The following is a 19,831-nucleotide window of genomic DNA, read 5'->3' as shown; positions in this document are numbered from 1 at the left end:
ATGGACATCGGAATGATTCGTGGCCTCGGCACGCTGGTGGTAATGCTGGCCTTCATAGGCCTGACTTTGTGGGTGTTCAGCCCCCGCCGCAAGGCAGCGTTCGCTGACGCCACCCTGCTGCCCTTCGCTGACGACCCCGACGCGATCCGCAAGGTTGAGCAAGCGAAGACACACGAGAAAGAGTCGCAATGAGCACGTTCTGGAGTCTTTACGTCACCGTCCTGACACTGGGCACTCTGGTGGCCTTGACATGGCTGCTGTTTGCGACCCGAAAAGGCCAGCGCAAGGACTCGACCGACGAAACGGTCGGGCACGACTTCGACGGGATCGAGGAATACGACAATCCGCTGCCCAAATGGTGGTTCGTACTGTTCCTGGCCACAATTGTTTTTTCCGTGGGCTATCTTTTGCTTTACCCGGGCCTGGGCAACTGGAGAGGATTACTGCCCGGCTATGAATACCTGGATGCAGAGAAGAAAACAGGCTTCTCCGATGGCCAACAAGGCTGGACCGCTGTCCATGAGTGGGAACGCGAAGTCGCTCGCGCCGAGGCTCGCTTCGGCCCGTTGTTCGCCAAATACGCCGCCCTGCCGGTCGAGCAAGTGGCCGAAGATCCGCAAGCGCTGAAAATGGGCGCTCGACTTTTCGCCTCCAATTGCTCGGTCTGTCATGGCTCTGACGCCAAGGGTGGCTATGGCTTTCCGAACCTGACCGATGCCGACTGGCGCTGGGGCGGCGACGCTCAAGCGATCAAGACATCCATTCTTGCCGGACGCCAGGCGGTGATGCCGCCATGGGGCGCGGTGCTTGGTGAGCAAGGCGTGCGCGATGTGTCGGCTTACGTGCTGACCCAATTAGGCGGCCGACCGCTACCGCAAGGCACCACGGCCGATTCACTCGCCGGACAGAAAACCTACGCAACGATGTGCGTCGCCTGTCACGGCCCGCAAGGCAAAGGCATGCCAGTGCTGGGTGCGCCGGACCTGACACATCCCGGCGCGTTCATCTATGGCTCAAGCCTGGCGCAGCTTCAGCAGTCTGTCTTCTACGGCCGTCAGGGACAGATGCCTGCCCAGCAGGAGACCCAGGGCAATGATCGTGTGCAAGTGCTGGCGGCTTATATCTACAGCCTGTCGCGTCCGGAAAAACCCGCGCCCCCTCAATGACCGCAGTGGGTTCATAATGGCCGGGGCGAAAGCCCGCGGCCATGGAATGCAGCAATGAACAAGCAGATCCCGCTACAGAACATCACGCCGGCTGACGGGCAATACGACGACCGCGTCGACCTCTACGCCCCGCGCGAAAAAATCTACACCCGCGCGTTCAAAGGGCTGTTTCGCAGCGTGCGCATGGCGGGCGGCGCCCTGTTGTTCCTGATTTTCTTTGGTACGGTCTGGCTCAACCACAGCGGGCATCAGGCGGTGTGGTGGAACCTGCCGGAGCGCAAGTTCTACATCTTTGGCTCAACGTTCTGGCCACAGGACTTCATTCTGCTGTCAGGTCTGCTGATCATCGCGGCATTCGGCCTGTTTTTCATTACCGTATATGCCGGGCGCATATGGTGTGGTTACACCTGCCCGCAAAGCGTCTGGACGTGGCTGTTTATGTGGTGCGAGAAGATCACCGAGGGCGACAGAAACCAGCGTATCCGGCTCGACCACTCGCCCGTCAGCGCCAACAAACTGTTGCGTAAATCCGCCAAACACAGCCTCTGGCTGGCGATCAGTCTGGCCACAGCGCTGACGTTCGTTGGCTATTTCTCGCCTGTTCGCGACCTGTGTAGCGACCTGCTCAGCGGGCAAGCGGACGGTTGGGTGTATTTCTGGATCAGTTTTTTTACCCTGGCCACTTACGGCAATGCAGGTTGGCTGCGCGAACAGGTGTGCATTTATATGTGCCCCTATGCGCGGTTCCAGAGCGTCATGTTCGACAAGAACACATTGACCGTCACCTACGATCCGCGTCGAGGTGAGCCGCGTGGGGCGCGCAAGCGCGATGCAGACTTCAGGTCACAGCAACTGGGCGACTGCATCGACTGCACCCTGTGCGTTCAGGTGTGTCCGACTGGTATCGACATTCGCGACGGGCTGCAAGTCGAGTGCATTGGCTGCGCGGCGTGTATTGATGTCTGCAACACGGTCATGGACAAGATGGCGTACCCTCGCGGCCTGATCAGCTACACCACTGAGCAGGCGCTTGCCGGGCAGACCAGCAGCATATTGCGTCCGCGGCTGATCGGTTACGCACTGGTACTGGTGTTGATGATCGGTTTGCTGACCAGTGCCTTTCTGAATCGATCACTGGCAGGTCTGGACGTCAGCAGAGACCGTATGCTGTTTCGCGAAAACGCCGAGGGACGCATCGAGAACGTCTACAGCCTCAACGTGATGAACAAGGATCAGGTCGACCACATCTACACGCTGGAGGCCAAAGGGTGGCCGGATCTTCAATGGCAGGGCTCACGCCAAATCAGGGTCGCTGCGGGAGACAGGCTCAACGTGCCGGTGGCGTTATCCAGCGCGCTGGAGAAAATGCCTTCGACGACCCACGAAGTGACCTTCATCCTCAGGGAAAAAGACAGCAACACCCAGGTTGAAGCCACGAGCCGGTTCATCGGCCCCACTACCCGTTAAGAGCACCGTCATGCCTGCCGCTATCGCTACAAACCCCTGGTACAAGCACCTTTGGCCATGGATCATCATCGCGATCCTGGGCGATTCGGTGTTTCTGAGCCTGGCGATGGTGACGATTGCAGTGACCCATCCCGACACGCTGGTCGCTGACAACTATTACGAAGCGGGCAAAGGCATCAACCGTTCCATTGACCGCGAAACGCTGGCCCAGACCTTGAAGCTGCGCGCCCATATCCAGCTGGATGAACTGACCGGCGAAGCTGATGTGCGCCTCAGCGGCAACAGCCAACCCGAGCGACTGCAGCTCAATCTGATTTCGCCAACCCAGCCGGAAAAAGACCAGACCGTCGTGCTCAACCGCAGTCAATCCGATGCCAGTCGCTATGTGGGCCAACTGCAGAATCGGGTCGAAGGGCGGCGCTTTGTCGAGTTGCTGGGGGTAGAGAGCGGCCAGACGTGGCGCCTGTTTGAAGAGGAACACGTTGTTCACGATCAGCCCTTGACGCTGGGCGATGAGCCGCTACAGGGCGCACAGGGCAGCAAGAATTGACCGTGCTTGCAACCGCGCTGTGCTATCACTGCGCCCTGCCCGTCCCGCGCGGCAGTCACTTCACCGCCGAGGTGTTGGGTGAAACCCGCGCATTGTGCTGCCCTGGCTGTCAGGCGGTGACGCAAGCCATTGTCGCAGGAGGGCTGGAAAGCTATTACCGCCATCGCAGCGAAGCCTCGGCCAACCCGGACAGCCTGCCAACAACTCTTGTTGAGGAGTGGACGCTGTACGACCGTAAGGACGTACAGGCGCCGTTCGTTCATCAACAGGCTGATGTGTCGGAAACCATCCTGCTTGTCGAAGGCATCAGTTGCGCCGCCTGTGGCTGGCTGATCGAGCAACGCCTAGGCAGGCTGCCGGGTGTGATCGAAGTCCGGCTGAACCTGAGCAATCATCGCCTGCATGTTCGCTGGACCCACGACCAACTGCTGCTCAGCCGATTGTTGATCGAGTTGCGCAACATCGGTTATGTCGCGCACCTCTGGCAGGCCGATCATGCCGCCGAGCAACTCGCCCGTGAAAACAGGCTGGCGTTGCGGCAGTTGGGTGTCGCAGGGCTGCTATGGTTTCAGGCCATGATGGCGACCATGGCAACCTGGCCGGAATTCAATATCGACCTCAGCCCGCAGATGCACACCATCCTGCGCTGGGTGGCAATGTTTCTGACTACGCCAATTGTGTTTTACAGCTGTGCACCTTTCTTTCGCGGCGCGCTACGAGACCTGCGTACCCGGCACCTGACGATGGATGTTTCAGTGTCGCTGGCGATTGGCGGTGCCTACGTCGCAGGCATCTGGACGGCAATGACAGGCACCGGCGAGTTGTACTTCGATGCAGTCGGCATGTTCGCGCTGTTGCTGCTGACTGGCCGCTATCTGGAGCGCCGCGCAAGGACGCGAACCGCTGTCGCGACTGCGCAACTGGTCAATGTGCTGCCTGCATCGTGTCTGCGGCTGACGCCGGACGGTCAAAGCGTGCGTGTGCTGCTCAGCGAGCTGCAAATGGCTGACGTCGTTCTGGTGCCTCCGGGCACGGTGATCCCTGCCGACGGCAGCATCCTCGACGGTCACTCCAGCATCGACGAATCGTTACTGACAGGCGAGTACCTGCCCAGGCCTTGCGCCGTGGGCGATGCGGTAACCGCCGGCACACTGAATGTCGAAGGGCCACTGATGGTCCAGGTGTCGGAATTGGGTCAAGGAACTCGACTGTCAGCCATTGTCCGCCTGCTGGAGCGGGTGCAGGCCGAGAAGCCTCGAATCGCAGAACTTGCAGACCGCGCAGCCCAGGTGTTCCTGTGGTGCTCGCTGATCGCGGCGGTATCGATTGGAGTGGTCTGGTGGCAGATCGACTCTACTCGCGCCTTCTGGGTTGTGTTGGCCATGTTGGTTGCCACCTGCCCCTGCGCCCTGTCGCTGGCAACCCCGACGGCACTGACCGCTGCAACCGGCACGCTGCACACACTGGGGTTGCTGCTGACCCGAGGTCATGTGCTGGAAGGGCTGAACCAGATCGACACGGTGATTTTCGACAAGACCGGCACGCTCACCGAAGGACGGTTGACCCTGCGCGGTATCGAGACGCTGGGCAATCTGGATGCAGACACCTGCCTGGGCCTGGCGGCTGCACTGGAGCGTCATTCCGAACACCCCATCGCCCGCGCGTTCGGGCATGCAACGCAGGCCGCCGAAGCCATTCACAACACGCCAGGGCTGGGCCTTGAAGGTCGCGCAGGATCACGCCGGTTGCGCATTGGCCGGCCCGACTTTGTCTGCGCCCTGAGTGGTACAGAACCGCCCGCCATCCCTGGCACGACAGGCCAGTGGTTATTGCTGGGCGACAGCGAAGGCCTGCTCGCCTGGTGCGTGCTGGATGACCGACTGCGCGATGATGCCGCCGAGCTGGTGCAGGCCTGCAAGGCGCGGGGCTGCAAGACGCTGCTGCTGTCCGGTGACAGCTCACCGATGGTCGCCCATATCGCCGCAGAACTGGGCATCGCTGATGCGCGGGGCAGTTTGCGCCCTGATGAAAAGCTGGCGGTGCTACAGCGATTGCAAGCGCTGGGGCACAAAGTCCTGATGATCGGTGATGGGGTAAACGATGTGCCGGTGATGGCGGCGGCCGATATCAGTATCGCGATGGGTTCGGCGACGGACCTCACCAAAACCGGCGCGGACGCGGTACTGCTGTCCAACCGGTTGCGCAGTCTGATCGAGGCCTTCGACCTGGCGCAACGCACGCGCCGCGTGATCGTCGAAAACCTGTTGTGGGCGGGGCTGTACAATGGCCTGATGCTGCCGTTCGCGGCGCTGGGCTGGATATCGCCAGCCTGGGCCGCGATCGGCATGTCCGTCAGCTCACTGGTTGTAGTGCTCAACGCCTTGCGCCTGAGCCGCCCGCCATCAGTCAAGGAGACCTGCTGATGCCTGCGCTATACATCATGATCCCGGTCGCGCTGGTGCTGGTGGTCCTCGCGATATATGTCTTCTTCTGGGCCGTGGACAGCGGTCAATACGACGATCTGGACGGTCCCGCGCACAGCATCCTGTTTGATGAACAGGCCCCTGATCACCAGTCCGCCCCTCGCAACCTCACAACCGAACCCAAGCGGCTACAGCATGAAGAGAAGCCCGATGCCTGAGCACTGCAACGACTGCCATAATGTCTGATCTGGCGCCCTTGCTGCTGTCAGCCCTGACCCTGGGGCTGCTCGGTGGCGGCCATTGTCTGGGCATGTGCAGCGGCCTGATGGGCGCTTTGACCCTGGCCATTCCTCCCGAACAGCGCAGCCGACGGTTGCGCCTGTTGCTGGCGTACAACCTGGGCCGCCTGTTCAGTTACACCCTGGCGGGCCTGCTGACGGGGCTGGTCGGCTGGGCCGTGGCCAATACCCCGCTGAACACTGCGTTACGCTCGATTGCTGCTCTGCTGCTGATCACCATGGGCCTGTACCTGGCAGGCTGGTGGAGTGGCCTGACACGCATCGAGCGCCTGGGGCGTGGCGTGTGGCGTCATGTACAGCCGTTCGCAGCACGCCTGCTGCCAGTAAAGAGCACGCCGCACGCCTTGTTGCTGGGTGCGCTGTGGGGCTGGCTGCCCTGCGGGCTGGTCTACAGCACGCTGCTTTGGGCCTCAAGCCAGGGTAATGCTTTGGAGAGTGCGCTGCTGATGCTGGCGTTCGGGCTGGGCACCTGGCCGGTGCTGATCGCCACCGGCCTGGCTGCCGAGCGGACCACTGCGTTGCTGCGCCGACGTGGTGTTCGTATCGCGGGTGGCCTGCTGGTGATCGCGTTCGGCATCTGGACCTTCCCGGGGCCGCACCAGCACTGGCTTATGAAACATTGATTCCCTCAAGTCTTCGCGAACAAATCACTCGCGCCAGCGGATACCGCGGGTAACTTAAACCGCGCCTGGCCGTGTGGGCCTCATATTCGAATTGATATACGCCTGCCCATTCGGGCCACGACTGCATGCTCGATACCCACCTCACACAGCACAATCAGCAACGCTGTTCACGGGATCCGAACCCGCCCACTTGACCCCATCACATATTGCTGAGGACCAGCATACCGGCCTTGAATTTGTCGTCATTGCTGGAATCGAGCCGGTTCATCAATGTGGACATATCAGCGCTGGTTGAGCTGATCTGCGCCTGCAGGATGCTCATCACGACCTGGAGCCCTGCCGCCCTGCTCTTGCGCTCGTCATCGCTGAGCGAAGGGTCCTTCATCACCTGCTGAATCTGCTCTGTGAGTTCGGCAATCTGACGCTGCAGTTCGCGAATGGCCTTGAGGAGTTTCTGAACCGAGGCCGGCAAACCGCTTTGCTCGATGTCCGAATCTCTGGAAGCCGACGAAGCAGCAGCCTTGCCCTTGCTCGACAGATCAACCTTCACACCTTCGGCTACCGCTGTTGCTGTTGGTATCGATTGGGCGGTTTCGGTGGCTGTGGGCGCGGCAACCGCAGTCGGCGGCTTGGCAATAGTCAGGCTTAATCCGCCAAACGGCGAAGTTGTTATCGACATGATGAAGCATCCTGCAACGATGAACGGATACAAGGTCATCGGCCGGCGCGCCCGAATCTTGATGTAGCAGGCGGCGTCGCAGACTGGCCCTACTTGCCTTGGGTGGGTTACCCTTACGACTTATGTGTGATTTCCCACAAGGAATTTAGTGATGTCCGAGCCCGTCAATGGTCGTGCCGCACCCCAGGCTCACTGCAAGGATTGCAGTCTCGCACCGCTCTGCCTGCCCCTGTCACTAGAATATGAAGACATGGACTCGCTCGACCAGATCGTCAAGCGGGGTCGTCCCCTGAAAAAAGGCGAATACCTGTTTCGCCAGGGTGACACGTTCGAGTCGGTGTACGCCGTGCGCTCCGGTGCCTTGAAAACATTCAGCCTCAGCGACAGTGGTGACGAACAGCTCACCGGCTTTCACTTGCCCAGCGAGCTGTTGGGCATGTCTGGCATGGATGCGCAAGCCTACCCGGTGTCTGCCCAGGCACTGGAAACCACATCGGTATGTGAAATTCCATTCGAGCGTCTGGATGAACTGTCTGCGCAGTTGCCGCAATTGCGTCGCCAACTGATGCGCGTCATGAGCCGGGAGATTCGCGACGACCAGCAAATGATGCTGTTGCTGTCGAAAAAAACTGCAGATGAGCGGATTGCCACATTCCTGGTCAATTTGTCGGCACGCTTTCGCGCACGCGGCTTTTCGGCGAATCAGTTCCGTTTGAGCATGTCGCGCAACGAAATCGGCAACTACCTGGGGTTGGCAGTCGAGACTGTCTCGCGGGTGTTCACCCGCTTCCAGCAGAATGAGCTGATCGAGGCAGAGGGCAAGGAAGTGCGTATCCTCGACTCCATCGAGCTGTGCGCATTGGCCGGCGGTGCCATGCAACGCTGAGGCGTGCGATTCGGGGCAGGTCGGCTTAAACTGTCGGCCAACTCTGCTCCCGGATCACCTCTGATGATTGTCGATGAATTCAGCTTCAAATCCTTGATACGTCCTGTTGTGGACTTCCCAAAGCCGGGCGTCGTGTTCCGCGACATCACTCCGCTTTTCCAGTCGCCCAAGGCCACTCGTCAGGTGATAGACAGCTTTGTGCAGCGCTACATCGAGGCCGACTTCAGCCACATTGGCGTTATGGATGCGCGCGGTTTTCTGATTGGTTCGATCGTGGCGTATCAGTTGAACAAGCCGCTGGTATTGTTTCGCAAACAAGGCAAGCTCCCCGCCGATGTATTGGCAGAGGGATATCAGACCGAGTACGGCGAAGCGTATCTGGAGGTGCATGCCGACAGCCTGTGCGATGGCGACTCGGTGGTGATGTTCGATGACCTGATCGCAACCGGCGGCACGCTGATCGCGGCAGCCAATCTGATTCGTCGCATGGGGGCGCAGGTGTATGAAGCAGCGGCAATCATCGACTTGCCCGAACTGGGCGGCTCGAAGCGTTTGCGCGCTATCGGCATCCCGACGCTCTGCTTGACCGAGTTTGCGCTGGACGAACAGTAAGATGTAAAAAGCCTGCGGCGAGCCGTGCGGGAATGACAGGGAGACAGGGAGACAGGGAGAAGGTATCGGCAGGCAGTTAGCGCGCACTGGAGAAACGGCCTGATCAAGCACTGATCAGGCTGTCTGGCAGATCAACCGGCCGTGTGGCCGTGCAATTTGCTCATCAGCTGCGCTTCGGCCTGAGTCAGTCCGCAGGACTGAGTCAGCTCATCGACGCTGGCACCCATGCCGACAAGGCGTGCGGCCTGGGCGAAAGACAGCGTGGAGGGATCGCGCTGTTCCAACGCCGTGAGCTTGTCCGGTAACGGGGCGACGACTGCACGCAGTTCATGCAAGTCCTCGCCCATACGCACTGTGCCGCTCTGAAAATTCTCCACGCGGCGGGCCAACTCTTTGATCCGCAGATCCCGCAAGGCAGCCGCCTCGTCACGCTCGGCATCAAGCTTGCGCTGACGCCTGGTATGGGCCAGGAACATCCCCAGAGTGATCACCCAAAGGATACCCAGAAAGACGACAGCTACCTCAAGAATCAATCAGATGTTCTCCAGATCGGACCATTCTTCTTCGGACATCATTTTGTCCAGTTCAACCAGAATCAACAGCTCACCGTTCTTGTTGCACACGCCTTGAATGAACTTGGCGGACTCGTCGTTACCGACGTTAGGTGCAGTTTCGACTTCTGACTGACGCAAGTAAACCACTTCAGCCACGCTGTCGACCAGAATACCGACCACTTGCTTGTCAGCTTCGATGATCACGATACGCGTGTTGTCGCTGACTTCAACCGGTGCCAGGCCGAAGCGCTGACGGGTGTCGATCACGGTCACAACGTTACCGCGCAGGTTGATGATACCCAGCACATAGCTCGGAGCGCCCGGCACCGGGGCAATTTCGGTGTAACGCAGCACTTCCTGAACCTGCATCACGTTGATGCCGTAGGACTCGTTGTCCAGACGGAACGTAACCCATTGCAGGATTGGATCTTCAGAACCTTGCGCAGACGACTTATTCATACCCCAAACCCCTCACGTGTGTACTCTTCGAGCGACGCAACCGGCGCCCACTCATGATTATTTAGACTTGTTCAACTGCTTGACCGCACCACTGGCTATCAGCTCGGCCAACTCTGCAACGTCCAGCAACGCACACATATGTTCGATCACCGTACCCGCCAGCCATGGACGCTGACCTCGCTGTGCGCGCCATTTGATCTCGTTGGGATCAAGGCGCAGCGAGCGGCTGACCTGATGCACCGCCAGCCCCCATTCATATCCTTGTACCGAGATCACATACTGCAATCCCTGGCGAAAATCGTCGCGGTAGCGATCAGGCATAATCCAGCGCGCCGTATCCAACACTTTCAGGTTGCCTGCCTGGCACGGCAGAATCCCGAGAAACCAGTCCGGCTGACCGAACAGCGGCGTCAGCTCCTGCCCCGCCAGCGGATAAATCGATCCCAGGCACACCAGCGGCACTGCCAGCGTCAGCCCTGCCACGTCGAACAACAGGCATTCAAACGGTTCAGCGGCCCAGGCCGGACGACCATCGATGGTTGGCGGCGGCGTGCGCCCGTGCTGGGTCACCATCGTGCTCAACTCGGCGACCGGCTCGACCAGCTCCTGCGTCGCTACAACCACATCAACCTGCGGCACTTCAACCTGCGGTAACTCGGCCACAATCACCGGCGCTACGTCGGCCATCGGCATCGGCATCATGACCGGCGTCATCACCGGTACTGCAACGGGAACGGCGACCGCTACCGGCGCGGCCTGTCTGACCGGCACCGCTACCGCAGCGGGTGCTGCAACCGCCACTGCCACCGGCTTGATCTGCGCCTGCCTGCGTGCGTCAAAAGCCTGCTCTTCAAGCACAGCCGCCTGAAACTCATCAATGCTGCTGGAAGGCTCCTGCAGTTCTTCGGTGGCGTCCTGAAGCAACGCATCCAGATAAGACTGCAAGGCCAGCTTGGGTCGTGTAGCAACTTCTAAAGGGCGGTTCATACCGGGGCCCAACAAAAAATGGAGCGTGTGCAGCCTGATAGAGTTATCGGCCGCATTGAGGCATCACTTGAGCTGAATGCACAGAAAGAATAACGGCGCACGTCAGGCCACCTGAGTATTGAGTTGCTCAGCGAGCATGTGTTTGAGCAATGCCCGGTACGCTATGACACCGCGGCTCTTGCCATCGTTCTGCGACGGCGTCAGACCCGCACGGCTGGCGTCACGCAAACGCGTGTCGACTGGCACGTAGGCTTGCCAGACATGCTCAGGGAAGCTGTCACGCAACAGTTTCAAGGTGCCCATCGAGGCTTGCGTGCGGCGGTCGAACAGCGTCGGTACGATGGTGTACGGCAACGGCACCTTGCGTGAGCGGTTGATCATGGCGAGAGTATTGACCATGCGCTCAAGACCTTTCACAGCGAGAAACTCGGTTTGTACCGGGATCGCCAGCTGCTGGCTGGCCGCCAGCGCGTTGACCATCAACACCCCCAGCAACGGCGGGCTGTCGATCAAGGCATAGTCAAAATCCTGCCACAATTGAGCAAGACTCTTGGCAATCACAAGCCCCAGGCCGCTCTGTCCCGGCGACTGACGCTCCAGGGTCGCAAGCGCAGTACTGGACGGGATCAAGGAGATACGCTGGTCACTGGTCGGTAATAACAATTGGCCGGGCAACCCATCCGGGACGACGCCCTTGTGCAGGAAAAGATCGTACGCACTGTGTTCGAGCTCGTCAGGATTGTGCCCGAAATAGCTGGTCATCGAGCCATGCGGGTCCAGATCGACCACCACCACGCGCTTGCCCGCATCTGCCAGTAATCCGGCCAGGGCAATGGTCGTGGTGGTCTTTCCGACTCCACCTTTCTGATTGGCTACTGCCCAGACTCTCATTGATCTTTTTCCTTCAGAACAGCAGTGGCCATACCGACGATGACTGACGATAACTAGGGAGCTGGTGACGGAGAATTGACGGCGTTCGCACGTACCGGCGGCTTTGCTGGCACCGGTGCAGTTTGTGTGCCAGCACGCTTCAATGCAGCGTCAGGTTGCGTATTGGCCGTGCCGGTACTGGTCAGACTGCGCCGCACATCCAGATTGCGCGAAATCACCAGCACCACGCGGCGGTTTTTGGCGCGCCCGGTGACAGAAGTGTTAGGCGCAATTGGCTGGAATTCGCCATAGCCTACGGATGCCAGACGGGCCGGGTTGACGCCGTCAATGGCCAGCATGCGCACGATACTGGCCGAACGCGCCGATGACAGTTCCCAGTTGGTCGGGAACTGCGAGGTGCTTATCGGCTGGTCGTCAGTGAAGCCTTCCACATGAATAGGGTTGTCGAAGCGTTTGACGATGCCCGCGACCTTCTCGATGATGGTGAATGCCTTGTCGCTGGGCATCGCGTCACCGCTGCCGAACAACATGCTGGAATTGAGTTCGATCTCGATCCAGAGCTCATTGCCGCGAACAGTCATCTGGTCCGACTTGATCAGGTCACCGAACGCATCGCGCACATCCTGAGCGATGGTCTTCAGAGGGTCGTCGGAAGCCTGGCCAATGCCCGCGTCCGTCTGCTCGCTTTCCTTGAGCAACGGCTCGGCAGGTTTTACCGACACCGGGCGCTGCTCACCGATGGGGATCGGCTTCATGGTGCGCTCAGCGTCGTTGAACACGCCTACCAATGCCTGGGAAAGGATTTTGTACTTGCCTTCGTTGACCGACGAAATCGAATACATGACCACGAAGAACGCGAACAGCAGGGTGATGAAGTCGGCGTAGGACACCAGCCAGCGTTCATGATTTTCGTGATCTTCGGGCGGACGACGTCGGGCCATGTCCTGTTACTCCATGAAGCCTTGCAGCTTGAGTTCGATGGAGCGCGGATTTTCACCTTCGGCAATCGACAGCAGGCCTTCGAGCAGCATTTCGCGATAGCGCGACTGACGATGGGCAATTGCCTTGAGCTTGTTGGCAACCGGCAGCAGGATCAGGTTGGCCGTCGCGACACCGTAAATGGTCGCGACGAACGCCACGGCAATACCGCTGCCCAACTGGCTCGGATCGGCCAGATTGCCCATCACATGAATCAAGCCCATCACAGCGCCGATGATGCCCACGGTCGGCGCGTAGCCGCCCATGCTTTCGAACACCTTGGCGGCCTGAATATCACGGGTTTCCTGAGTAATGAAATCCACCTCAAGAATACTGCGAATCGCTTCTGGCTCAGCGCCGTCAACCAGCAACTGCAAGCCCTTGCGGGCGTAGCTGTCAGGCTCGGCGTCCGCGACGGACTCAAGACCCAGCAGGCCTTCCTTGCGAGCCGTCATACTCCAGCCGATCACCCGATCAACGCCGCCCGGCAGATCGATGCGCGGCGGAAAAAGAATCCAGCGGATGATTTTCATGGCGCGCATGAACGCACTCATTGGTGATTGCAACAACGAAGCGCCCAATGTACCGCCCAGCACAATCAGTGCGGCCGGACCATTGAGCAGCGCGCTGAGGTGACCGCCTTCGAGAAAGTTACCGCCGATGATCGCGACAAACGCCAGGATAAGACCGATAAGACTCAGTACATCCATCAGATACACGCCTCGACCAGATGCCGGCCAATGTCATCCAGGCTGTAGATCGCATCGGCGAGCTCCGCCTTGACGATTGCCATCGGCATGCCGTAGATCACGCAGCTCGCTTCGTCCTGCGCCCATACCGTACTGCCGACCTGCTTGAGCAGACGAGCACCTTCACGGCCGTCAGCCCCCATACCGGTCAGCACGACGGACAGCACTTTGTCGCCGTACGACTTGGCCGCCGAGCCGAAAGTAATGTCCACGCACGGCTTGTAGTTGAGGCGCTCGTCACCCGGCAGAATCTTCACCGTGCCACGGCTGTCGACCATCATCTGTTTGCCGCCAGGCGCCAGCAAGGCCAGCCCTGGACGCAACACATCGCCGTCTTCGGCTTCCTTGACGCTGATCTTGCACAGCTTGTCGAGACGCTCGGCGAAGGCCTTGGTAAACGCGGCAGGCATGTGCTGGATCAGCACCAGCGGTGCAGGGAAACTGGCGGGCAGTTGGGTCAATACACGCTGCAAGGCAACCGGACCGCCCGTGGAAGTACCAATTGCAACCAGCTTGTAGGCTTTGCGCTTGGGCGTGCCAGACGTCGTCGGATGTGCCGGAGCATGAGCGTGTGAGTGAGTGGCAGGCGCAACGGGCGCAGCAGTGCGCGTCGGCAATGGCGCTCGTGCAGGTGCAGCCGGTGCAGGTGCGCGGCTGGACAGCGGCGGCGCGCCTGGCGTTACCGCAGGGGCATGTAACGGAGCATGCGCGGGCGCGGCGCCAAAACTGCTGACGCGGCGGTTACTGCGCGAAATGCTGTTGATCTTCTCGCACAGCAGTTGCTTGACCTTCTGCGGGTTGCGCGAGATATCTTCAAAGTTCTTGGGCAGAAAATCGACTGCACCGGCGTCCAGCGCATCCAGTGTGACGCGTGCGCCTTCATGGGTGAGCGACGAGAACATCAGTACCGGAGTGGGGATGCGTTGCATGATATGGCGGACGGCTGTGATGCCATCCATCATCGGCATCTCGTAGTCCATGGTGATCACATCAGGCTTGAGCGCCAGTGCCTGTTCAATCGCTTCCTTGCCATTGGTTGCAGTGCCGACGACCTCAATGTTGGGGTCCGAAGAAAGGATTTCCGTAACACGGCGGCGGAAGAAACCGGAATCATCCACCACCAGGACCTTGACTGCCATAAACACTCCAATAGGCGCCGCAGGCAGTCAGAGACTGCCCGCAACCCCAGAATCAAATACGCCGGGCGGCGTAACGCTTGAGCATGCTCGGTACATCGAGAATCAAGGCAATACGACCGTCACCGGTAATGGTGGCGCCCGACATACCCGGCGTACCCTGCAACATCTTGCCCAGCGGTTTGATCACCACCTCTTCCTGACCCACCAACTGGTCGACGACGAAGCCGATCCGCTGGGTGCCGACAGTAAGGATCACGACATGCCCTTCACGCTGTTCTTCGTGCGCGGCAGAACTGATCAGCCAACGCTTGAGGTAAAACAGCGGCAGCGCCTTGTCACGTACGATCACCACTTCCTGGCCATCAACGACGTTGGTGGTTGAAAGGTTCAGGTGGAAGATTTCGTTGACGTTGACCAGAGGGAACGCAAACGCCTGGTTGCCCAGCATCACCATCAGGGTCGGCATGATCGCCAGGGTCAACGGGACCTTGATGACGATCTTCGAACCCTGGCCCTTGGTCGAGTAGATATTGATCGAACCATTGAGCTGGGAGATCTTGGTCTTTACCACGTCCATGCCCACACCGCGGCCGGAGACGTCGGAAATCTCGGTCTTGGTCGAGAAACCCGGTGCAAAGATCAGGTTGTAGCAGTCGGTATCGCTGAGGCGATCGGCAGCATCCTTGTCCATCACCCCGCGCTTGACCGCAATCGAACGCAGGACATTGGGGTCCATGCCTTTGCCGTCATCGGAAATCGACAGCAGGATATGGTCGCCTTCCTGTTCGGCCGAGAGAATCACGCGGCCACCGCGGGACTTGCCCGTGGCTTCGCGCTCTTCCGGTGTCTCGATACCGTGGTCTACCGCGTTGCGCACCAAGTGGACCAGCGGGTCGGCAAGCGCCTCGACGAGGTTCTTGTCCAGGTCGGTTTCTTCACCGACCAGTTCCAGATTGATCTCTTTCTTGAGCTGACGCGCCAGGTCACGAACCAGACGCGGGAAGCGACCGAAGACTTTCTTGATCGGCTGCATGCGGGTTTTCATCACCGCAGTCTGCAGATCGGCTGTCACCACATCAAGGTTGGAAACCGCCTTGGACATGGCTTCGTCGCCACTGTTGAGGCCCAGGCGCACCAGACGATTACGCACCAGCACCAACTCGCCGACCATGTTCATGATCTCGTCAAGACGCGCAGTGTCGACCCGTACCGTGGTTTCCGCTTCCGAAGCTGCGGGCTTTTCGCTTGGCGCAGGAGCGCGGGCCGGTGCCGCTGCAGCCTTGGCGGGTGCAGCTTCGGCCTTGGCAGCAGGTGCAGGCTTGGCGACGGGCGCTGGCGCAGCAGCAGGCGCTGGCGCCTTGGCCACTACCGCCTGAGGCTCGAATTTGCCTTTGCCGTGCAACTCATCCAGCAGGTTTTCAAATTCGTGATCGGTGATCTCGTCAGACGCCACAGCAGCGACCGGAGCTTTGGCAGCGACGGCCTCTGCAGCGACTGGCGCGACTACGGCACCGTCGAAGGAGCCCTTGCCATGCAACTGATCAAGAAGCGCCTCGAATTCGTCGTCGGTAATCTCGTCGCTCGCAGGTGCAGCTGTGCCTGCTCGGGCAGCAGGGGACGGTGCCGGGGCGACCGCAGCGTCAGCCGCGAACTTGCCCTTGCCATGCAACTGATCGAGCAGGGACTCAAATTCCTGATCGGTGATTTCATCGCTGGCAGGCGCTTGGGCCGCCGGTGCAGGCGCACTGACCGCTGCAACAGGCTTGCTGCCATGCAGCGAGTCGAGCAATTGTTCGAATTCATCGTCAGTGATGTCGTCGCTGGCCGCAGCAGGTTGGACGGCTTCGGCCACCGCCTCTACGACAGGTTCAGGTTCCGGCTCGGCCGCAACGACCTCGTCGGCAGACTGAGGCTCGGCCAGACGCGACAGCGCGGCCAGAAGCTCTGGGGTCGCTGCGGTCACATCCGTACGCTCACGAACCTGGCCAAACATGCTGTTGACCGTGTCCAGTGCTTCAAGAACCACGTCCATGAGTTCGGAATCAACGCGCCGCTCACCCTTGCGAAGAATGTCGAACACGTTTTCGGCGATGTGGCAGCACTCCACCAGCTCGTGGAGCTGGAGGAAGCCGGCGCCCCCTTTAACAGTGTGAAAACCGCGAAAAATTGCATTGAGCAGATCAGCATCATCCGGTCGGCTTTCCAGCTCGACCAATTGTTCTGACAACTGCTCCAGAATCTCGCCGGCCTCTACCAGAAAATCCTGAAGGATCTCTTCATCGGCGCCGAAGCTCATGGGGTGCTCCCTAAAATTATCGTCAACAGACCTAGAAGCCGAGGCTCGATAGCAGATCGTCTACATCATCCTGTCCGGATACGACGTCTTCACGTTTATCGGCATGAATCTGCGGACCTTCACCCTGAGCGAGATGTTTTTTAGGATCTTTTTCAGCAAGGATGGATTCAGCGTCATGTTCGATGCCCGCAAAGCGATCAACCTGACTGGCCATGAGCACCAGTTTCAGCAGATTGCTTTCGACTTCAGTGACCAATTGCGTGACGCGCTTGATCACCTGACCTGTAAGGTCCTGATAGTCCTGCGCCAACAGAATGTCATTGAGGTGACCGGCAACCTCGTGAGTTTCCTTTTCGCTACGCGTCAGAAACCCGTCAACGCGTTTGGCCAACTCACGAAATTCGTCTGCACCGATTTCACGGCGCATGAAACGCCCCCAATCGGCACTCAGCGACTTGGCTTCGCTGCTCAAGCCATGCATCAATGGCGTGCTTTGCTCAACCAGGTCCATCGTGCGGTTGGCTGCACCTTCGGTCAGCCTCACAACGTACGACAAGCGCTCGGTCGCGTCAGTGATCTGGGACACTTCTTCGGCTTGCGGCATGTGCGGGTCAATCTGAAAATTGACAATTGCACTGTGCAACTCGCGTGTCAGCTTGCCCACTTCCTGATACAGGCCGCGATCGCGCGTCTGATTGAGCTCATGGATCAGTTGCACAGCTTCGCCGAATCGGCCTTTTTCAAGGCTGGTGACCAGTTCCTGCGCGTGTTTCTTTAGGGTCGACTCAAAGTCACCCATCGAATCTTTGGTATCCATAGCGCCCTCGCGGCATGCATCAGCTATTGACGCGTTCGAAGATCTTGTCGATCTTTTCGCTCAGCACTTGGGCCGTGAAAGGCTTGACGACATAACCGTTCACCCCGGCCTGGGCAGCTTCGATGATCTGCTCACGCTTGGCTTCTGCTGTAACCATCAGAACGGGAAGGTTCTTGAGGCGCTCGTCCAGGCGAACCTGACGCAGCAGATCGATACCGGACATGCCAGGCATGTTCCAGTCCGTCACCAGAAAATCAAAGGCGCCGCTTTGCAGCATCGGCAGAGCGGTCAGACCGTCATCTGCTTCAGATGTGTTGGTAAACCCCAGGTCACGCAACAGGTTCTTGATGATCCGCCGCATCGTTGAGAAGTCATCAACGATGAGGATTTTCATGTTCTTGTCCAATTCGACCTCCAAGCAGTCTTTAACGCGTTCAGCACCTGAACACGCTGTTCAATCAAATACTGGCACAGCACAACCCAGCTGTACGAAACGACGACGGGCTTGGTAAAACGACAGGCACAGACCCCAAGCGACAGCCCATCGAGGCGCTGCCCGACAGGCTCCTGCCGTGTCTATCCTGTTACCACGTAACGCTCTGCACAGCCGGCTTGCAGATACCGCCCGACGTATGTCGGGCGCTACCTGTCAACGCGCTCGCCACTCCCCCAAACGCCCTCGCAAACGAGCTGCGCACTGGCTGTGTAACTGACTGACTCGCGATTCGCTGACCCCCAGGACCTCTCCGATCTCTTTGAGGTTCAGTTCTTCGTCGTAGTACAGCGCCAGGACCAGCCGCTCACGCTCCGGCAGGTTGGCAATTGCATCGGCCAACGCAGCCTGGAAGCGTTCGTCTTCCAGGTCGCGCGACGGTTCGAGCGAACCGCTGGCCCCGTCCTCGTGCAGCCCTTCATGATCGCCATCCTGTAAAAGGTCGTCGAAACTGAAAAGGCGACTGCCCAAGGTGTCATTCAAAATCCCGTAATAATCATCGAGACTCAACTGGAGTTCGGCAGCAACCTCGTGATCTTTAGCGTCACGTCCGGTTTTCGCTTCAATTGCCCGTATTGCATCACTGACCATGCGCGTATTGCGATGCACCGAGCGGGGTGCCCAGTCACCTTTGCGCACTTCATCGAGCATCGCGCCACGTATGCGAATACCGGCATAAGTTTCGAAACTCGCGCCCTTGGTCGAGTCGTATTTGGTCGAAACCTCGAGCAGACCGATCATCCCTGCCTGGATCAGGTCTTCGACCTGAACACTGGCTGGCAAACGGGCCAACAGATGATAAGCGATACGTTTGACCAGCGGCGCGTAGCGCTCGATCAGCTCGTACTGCGAATTACGGGAGGCCTTGCTGTACATCTGGTAGCCGCTCGCTGTCATTGGACAGGCCCCGCGCTGGTCTGGTGAACAAGTCGCTCAACGAAGAACTCAAGGTGGCCCCTTGGGTTGGCTGGCAGCGGCCAGGTATCAACCTTCTGGGCGATAGCCTTGAAAGCAAGCGCGCATTTGGAACGCGGAAACGCTTCATAGACGGCCCGCTGCTTCTGCACTGCCTTGCGAACGCATTCGTCGTAAGGCACAGCACCGACGTATTGCAGCGCGACATCAAGAAAGCGATCCGTCACCTTGGTCAGCTTGGCAAACAGGTTGCGGCCTTCCTGAGGGCTCTGTGCCATGTTGGCCAGAACACGGAAGCGGTTCATACCGTAATCGCGGTTCAGCAGCTTGATCAGGGCATAGGCGTCAGTGATTGAGGTGGGCTCATCGCACACCACCAACAACACCTCCTGAGCGGCACGCACGAAGCTCACGACCGATTCACCGATCCCCGCAGCAGTGTCGATGACCAGCACGTCGAGGTTGTCGCCAATCTCGCTGAACGCCTGGATCAACCCTGCGTGTTGCGCAGGCGACAGGTGCACCATGCTTTGAGTGCCGGAAGCAGCAGGTACGATGCGAACACCGCCCGGCCCCTGCAAGAGCACATCACGCAATTCGCAACGCCCTTCAATGACGTCCGCCAGCGTGCGCTTGGGCGTCAGCCCCAGAAGGACATCGACATTGGCCAGACCCAGATCGGCATCCAGCAGCATGACGCGTCGGCCAAGCTCGGCCAGAGCCAGTGAAAGATTCACTGAAACGTTAGTCTTACCGACGCCACCTTTGCCGCCGGTCACCGCGATAACCTGTACGGGATGCATGCTGCCCATGTTATTTCTTTACCTTGTCTTGCGTAGACCGAAACC

At 59.3% G+C, this 19,831-nt stretch carries 22 protein-coding genes; 9 read left to right on the top strand and 13 right to left on the bottom strand.

Annotated elements, in window-relative coordinates; genetic code table 11:
* The 7 genes from KDX37_RS05405 to KDX37_RS05375 are packed head-to-tail and all read left to right on the top strand — an operon-like array spanning position 1 to position 6,528.
* Positions 1–192 carry a cbb3-type cytochrome oxidase subunit 3 gene (locus KDX37_RS05405; RefSeq protein ID WP_231651656.1) on the top strand — a complete coding sequence of 64 codons (192 nt, stop codon included), beginning with the start codon at positions 1–3 and terminating at the stop codon, positions 190–192.
* A complete protein-coding gene (ccoP, locus tag KDX37_RS05400; RefSeq protein WP_231651655.1) occupies positions 189–1,166 on the top strand; it encodes a cytochrome-c oxidase, cbb3-type subunit III in 978 nt (325 codons plus the stop codon). Before KDX37_RS05405 ends, ccoP begins: the two co-directional genes overlap by 4 nt.
* Before the next feature lie 54 nt (positions 1,167–1,220).
* The gene (gene ccoG, locus KDX37_RS05395; RefSeq protein ID WP_231651654.1) at positions 1,221–2,633 is read left to right on the top strand and encodes a cytochrome c oxidase accessory protein CcoG; all 1,413 of its coding nucleotides are present in this window, start codon (positions 1,221–1,223) and stop codon (positions 2,631–2,633) included.
* Positions 2,634–2,643: 10 nt separating this feature from the next.
* Positions 2,644–3,183, top strand: a complete 540-nt coding sequence (locus tag KDX37_RS05390; protein ID WP_231651653.1) for a FixH family protein — start codon at positions 2,644–2,646, stop codon at positions 3,181–3,183.
* A gap of 2 nt (positions 3,184–3,185) precedes the next feature.
* A complete protein-coding gene (locus KDX37_RS05385; RefSeq protein WP_231651652.1) occupies positions 3,186–5,606 on the top strand; it encodes a heavy metal translocating P-type ATPase in 2,421 nt (806 codons plus the stop codon).
* Positions 5,606–5,824, top strand: a complete 219-nt coding sequence (gene ccoS, locus KDX37_RS05380; RefSeq protein WP_231651651.1) for a cbb3-type cytochrome oxidase assembly protein CcoS — start codon at positions 5,606–5,608, stop codon at positions 5,822–5,824. The genes KDX37_RS05385 and ccoS overlap by 1 nt, the downstream gene beginning before the upstream one ends.
* Before the next feature lie 20 nt (positions 5,825–5,844).
* Positions 5,845–6,528 (top strand): sulfite exporter TauE/SafE family protein, encoded by a 684-nt coding sequence (locus KDX37_RS05375; protein WP_231651650.1) that lies wholly within the window; start codon positions 5,845–5,847, stop codon positions 6,526–6,528.
* Positions 6,529–6,727: 199 nt separating this feature from the next.
* Here the strand turns inward: KDX37_RS05375 and KDX37_RS05370 are convergent, their stop codons facing one another.
* Positions 6,728–7,207, bottom strand: coding sequence for a FlxA-like family protein (locus tag KDX37_RS05370; RefSeq protein ID WP_231651649.1), 480 nt, complete (start codon positions 7,205–7,207; stop codon positions 6,728–6,730).
* Positions 7,208–7,358: 151 nt separating this feature from the next.
* Between KDX37_RS05370 and fnr the strand changes: the two genes are divergently transcribed.
* Both fnr and KDX37_RS05360 read left to right on the top strand, forming a co-directional pair.
* Positions 7,359–8,093 (top strand): fumarate/nitrate reduction transcriptional regulator Fnr, encoded by a 735-nt coding sequence (gene fnr, locus KDX37_RS05365; protein ID WP_231651648.1) that lies wholly within the window; start codon positions 7,359–7,361, stop codon positions 8,091–8,093.
* A gap of 63 nt (positions 8,094–8,156) precedes the next feature.
* A complete protein-coding gene (locus KDX37_RS05360; RefSeq protein WP_231651647.1) occupies positions 8,157–8,705 on the top strand; it encodes an adenine phosphoribosyltransferase in 549 nt (182 codons plus the stop codon).
* 131 nt (positions 8,706–8,836) lie between these two features.
* Here KDX37_RS05360 and KDX37_RS05355 read toward each other — a convergent pair whose 3' ends face one another.
* The 12 genes from KDX37_RS05355 to fleN all read right to left on the bottom strand — a co-directional run bounded on the left by KDX37_RS05355 (position 8,837) and on the right by fleN (position 19,795).
* Positions 8,837–9,238 carry a DUF2802 domain-containing protein gene (locus KDX37_RS05355; protein WP_231651646.1) on the bottom strand — a complete coding sequence of 134 codons (402 nt, stop codon included), beginning with the start codon at positions 9,236–9,238 and terminating at the stop codon, positions 8,837–8,839.
* Positions 9,239–9,718 (bottom strand): chemotaxis protein CheW, encoded by a 480-nt coding sequence (locus tag KDX37_RS05350; RefSeq protein WP_231651645.1) that lies wholly within the window; start codon positions 9,716–9,718, stop codon positions 9,239–9,241. It lies immediately after the preceding gene.
* A gap of 57 nt (positions 9,719–9,775) precedes the next feature.
* Positions 9,776–10,705 carry a CheW domain-containing protein gene (locus tag KDX37_RS05345; RefSeq protein ID WP_231651644.1) on the bottom strand — a complete coding sequence of 310 codons (930 nt, stop codon included), beginning with the start codon at positions 10,703–10,705 and terminating at the stop codon, positions 9,776–9,778.
* 102 nt (positions 10,706–10,807) lie between these two features.
* A complete protein-coding gene (locus KDX37_RS05340) occupies positions 10,808–11,596 on the bottom strand; it encodes a ParA family protein (protein WP_231651643.1) in 789 nt (262 codons plus the stop codon).
* A gap of 53 nt (positions 11,597–11,649) precedes the next feature.
* Positions 11,650–12,537: a flagellar motor protein MotD gene (motD, locus tag KDX37_RS05335; RefSeq protein ID WP_231651642.1), complete on the bottom strand. Its 888-nt coding sequence runs from the start codon at positions 12,535–12,537 to the stop codon at positions 11,650–11,652.
* Between the two features lie 6 nt (positions 12,538–12,543).
* Positions 12,544–13,284, bottom strand: coding sequence for a flagellar motor protein (locus KDX37_RS05330; protein ID WP_231651641.1), 741 nt, complete (start codon positions 13,282–13,284; stop codon positions 12,544–12,546).
* A complete protein-coding gene (locus KDX37_RS05325) occupies positions 13,284–14,462 on the bottom strand; it encodes a protein-glutamate methylesterase/protein-glutamine glutaminase (RefSeq protein ID WP_231651640.1) in 1,179 nt (392 codons plus the stop codon). The genes KDX37_RS05330 and KDX37_RS05325 overlap by 1 nt, the downstream gene beginning before the upstream one ends.
* A 52-nt stretch (positions 14,463–14,514) precedes the next feature.
* On the bottom strand, positions 14,515–16,758 hold the full coding sequence (locus KDX37_RS05320; RefSeq protein ID WP_231651639.1) for a chemotaxis protein CheA: 2,244 nt from the start codon (positions 16,756–16,758) through the stop codon (positions 14,515–14,517).
* A gap of 31 nt (positions 16,759–16,789) precedes the next feature.
* Positions 16,790–17,575: a protein phosphatase CheZ gene (locus KDX37_RS05315; protein ID WP_231651638.1), complete on the bottom strand. Its 786-nt coding sequence runs from the start codon at positions 17,573–17,575 to the stop codon at positions 16,790–16,792.
* Positions 17,576–17,594: 19 nt separating this feature from the next.
* Entirely contained in the window at positions 17,595–17,969 is a 375-nt protein-coding gene (locus KDX37_RS05310; RefSeq protein ID WP_231651637.1) for a chemotaxis response regulator CheY, read from the bottom strand.
* A 255-nt stretch (positions 17,970–18,224) separates the two neighbouring features.
* Entirely contained in the window at positions 18,225–18,965 is a 741-nt protein-coding gene (gene fliA / locus KDX37_RS05305; RefSeq protein WP_002554271.1) for an RNA polymerase sigma factor FliA, read from the bottom strand.
* Positions 18,962–19,795: a flagellar synthesis regulator FleN gene (gene fleN / locus KDX37_RS05300; protein ID WP_003412391.1), complete on the bottom strand. Its 834-nt coding sequence runs from the start codon at positions 19,793–19,795 to the stop codon at positions 18,962–18,964. The genes fliA and fleN overlap by 4 nt, the downstream gene beginning before the upstream one ends.
* Positions 19,796–19,831: the final 36 nt, after the last annotated feature.

The organism is Pseudomonas californiensis, assembly GCF_021147775.1.
Classification (GTDB): Bacteria; Pseudomonadota; Gammaproteobacteria; order Pseudomonadales; family Pseudomonadaceae; genus Aquipseudomonas; species Aquipseudomonas californiensis.
This window is presented reverse-complemented; position numbering and strand designations above follow the sequence as displayed.

Coding starts and splice junctions, on each gene's coding strand:
- ccoS (WP_231651651.1), top strand. CDS start 5,606: ATGCCTGCGCTATACATCATGATCCCGGTCGCGCTGGTGCTGGTGGTC.
- KDX37_RS05390 (WP_231651653.1), top strand. CDS start 2,644: ATGCCTGCCGCTATCGCTACAAACCCCTGGTACAAGCACCTTTGGCCA.
- KDX37_RS05340 (WP_231651643.1), bottom strand. CDS start 11,596: ATGAGAGTCTGGGCAGTAGCCAATCAGAAAGGTGGAGTCGGAAAGACC.
- KDX37_RS05405 (WP_231651656.1), top strand. CDS start 1: ATGGACATCGGAATGATTCGTGGCCTCGGCACGCTGGTGGTAATGCTG.
- KDX37_RS05310 (WP_231651637.1), bottom strand. CDS start 17,969: ATGAAAATCCTCATCGTTGATGACTTCTCAACGATGCGGCGGATCATC.
- KDX37_RS05370 (WP_231651649.1), bottom strand. CDS start 7,207: ATGTCGATAACAACTTCGCCGTTTGGCGGATTAAGCCTGACTATTGCC.
- KDX37_RS05375 (WP_231651650.1), top strand. CDS start 5,845: ATGTCTGATCTGGCGCCCTTGCTGCTGTCAGCCCTGACCCTGGGGCTG.
- KDX37_RS05325 (WP_231651640.1), bottom strand. CDS start 14,462: ATGGCAGTCAAGGTCCTGGTGGTGGATGATTCCGGTTTCTTCCGCCGC.
- fnr (WP_231651648.1), top strand. CDS start 7,359: ATGTCCGAGCCCGTCAATGGTCGTGCCGCACCCCAGGCTCACTGCAAG.
- KDX37_RS05360 (WP_231651647.1), top strand. CDS start 8,157: ATGATTGTCGATGAATTCAGCTTCAAATCCTTGATACGTCCTGTTGTG.
- fliA (WP_002554271.1), bottom strand. CDS start 18,965: ATGACAGCGAGCGGCTACCAGATGTACAGCAAGGCCTCCCGTAATTCG.
- KDX37_RS05350 (WP_231651645.1), bottom strand. CDS start 9,718: ATGAATAAGTCGTCTGCGCAAGGTTCTGAAGATCCAATCCTGCAATGG.
- KDX37_RS05330 (WP_231651641.1), bottom strand. CDS start 13,284: ATGGATGTACTGAGTCTTATCGGTCTTATCCTGGCGTTTGTCGCGATC.
- ccoG (WP_231651654.1), top strand. CDS start 1,221: ATGAACAAGCAGATCCCGCTACAGAACATCACGCCGGCTGACGGGCAA.
- fleN (WP_003412391.1), bottom strand. CDS start 19,795: ATGGGCAGCATGCATCCCGTACAGGTTATCGCGGTGACCGGCGGCAAA.
- KDX37_RS05315 (WP_231651638.1), bottom strand. CDS start 17,575: ATGGATACCAAAGATTCGATGGGTGACTTTGAGTCGACCCTAAAGAAA.
- KDX37_RS05345 (WP_231651644.1), bottom strand. CDS start 10,705: ATGAACCGCCCTTTAGAAGTTGCTACACGACCCAAGCTGGCCTTGCAG.
- ccoP (WP_231651655.1), top strand. CDS start 189: ATGAGCACGTTCTGGAGTCTTTACGTCACCGTCCTGACACTGGGCACT.
- KDX37_RS05320 (WP_231651639.1), bottom strand. CDS start 16,758: ATGAGCTTCGGCGCCGATGAAGAGATCCTTCAGGATTTTCTGGTAGAG.
- motD (WP_231651642.1), bottom strand. CDS start 12,537: ATGGCCCGACGTCGTCCGCCCGAAGATCACGAAAATCATGAACGCTGG.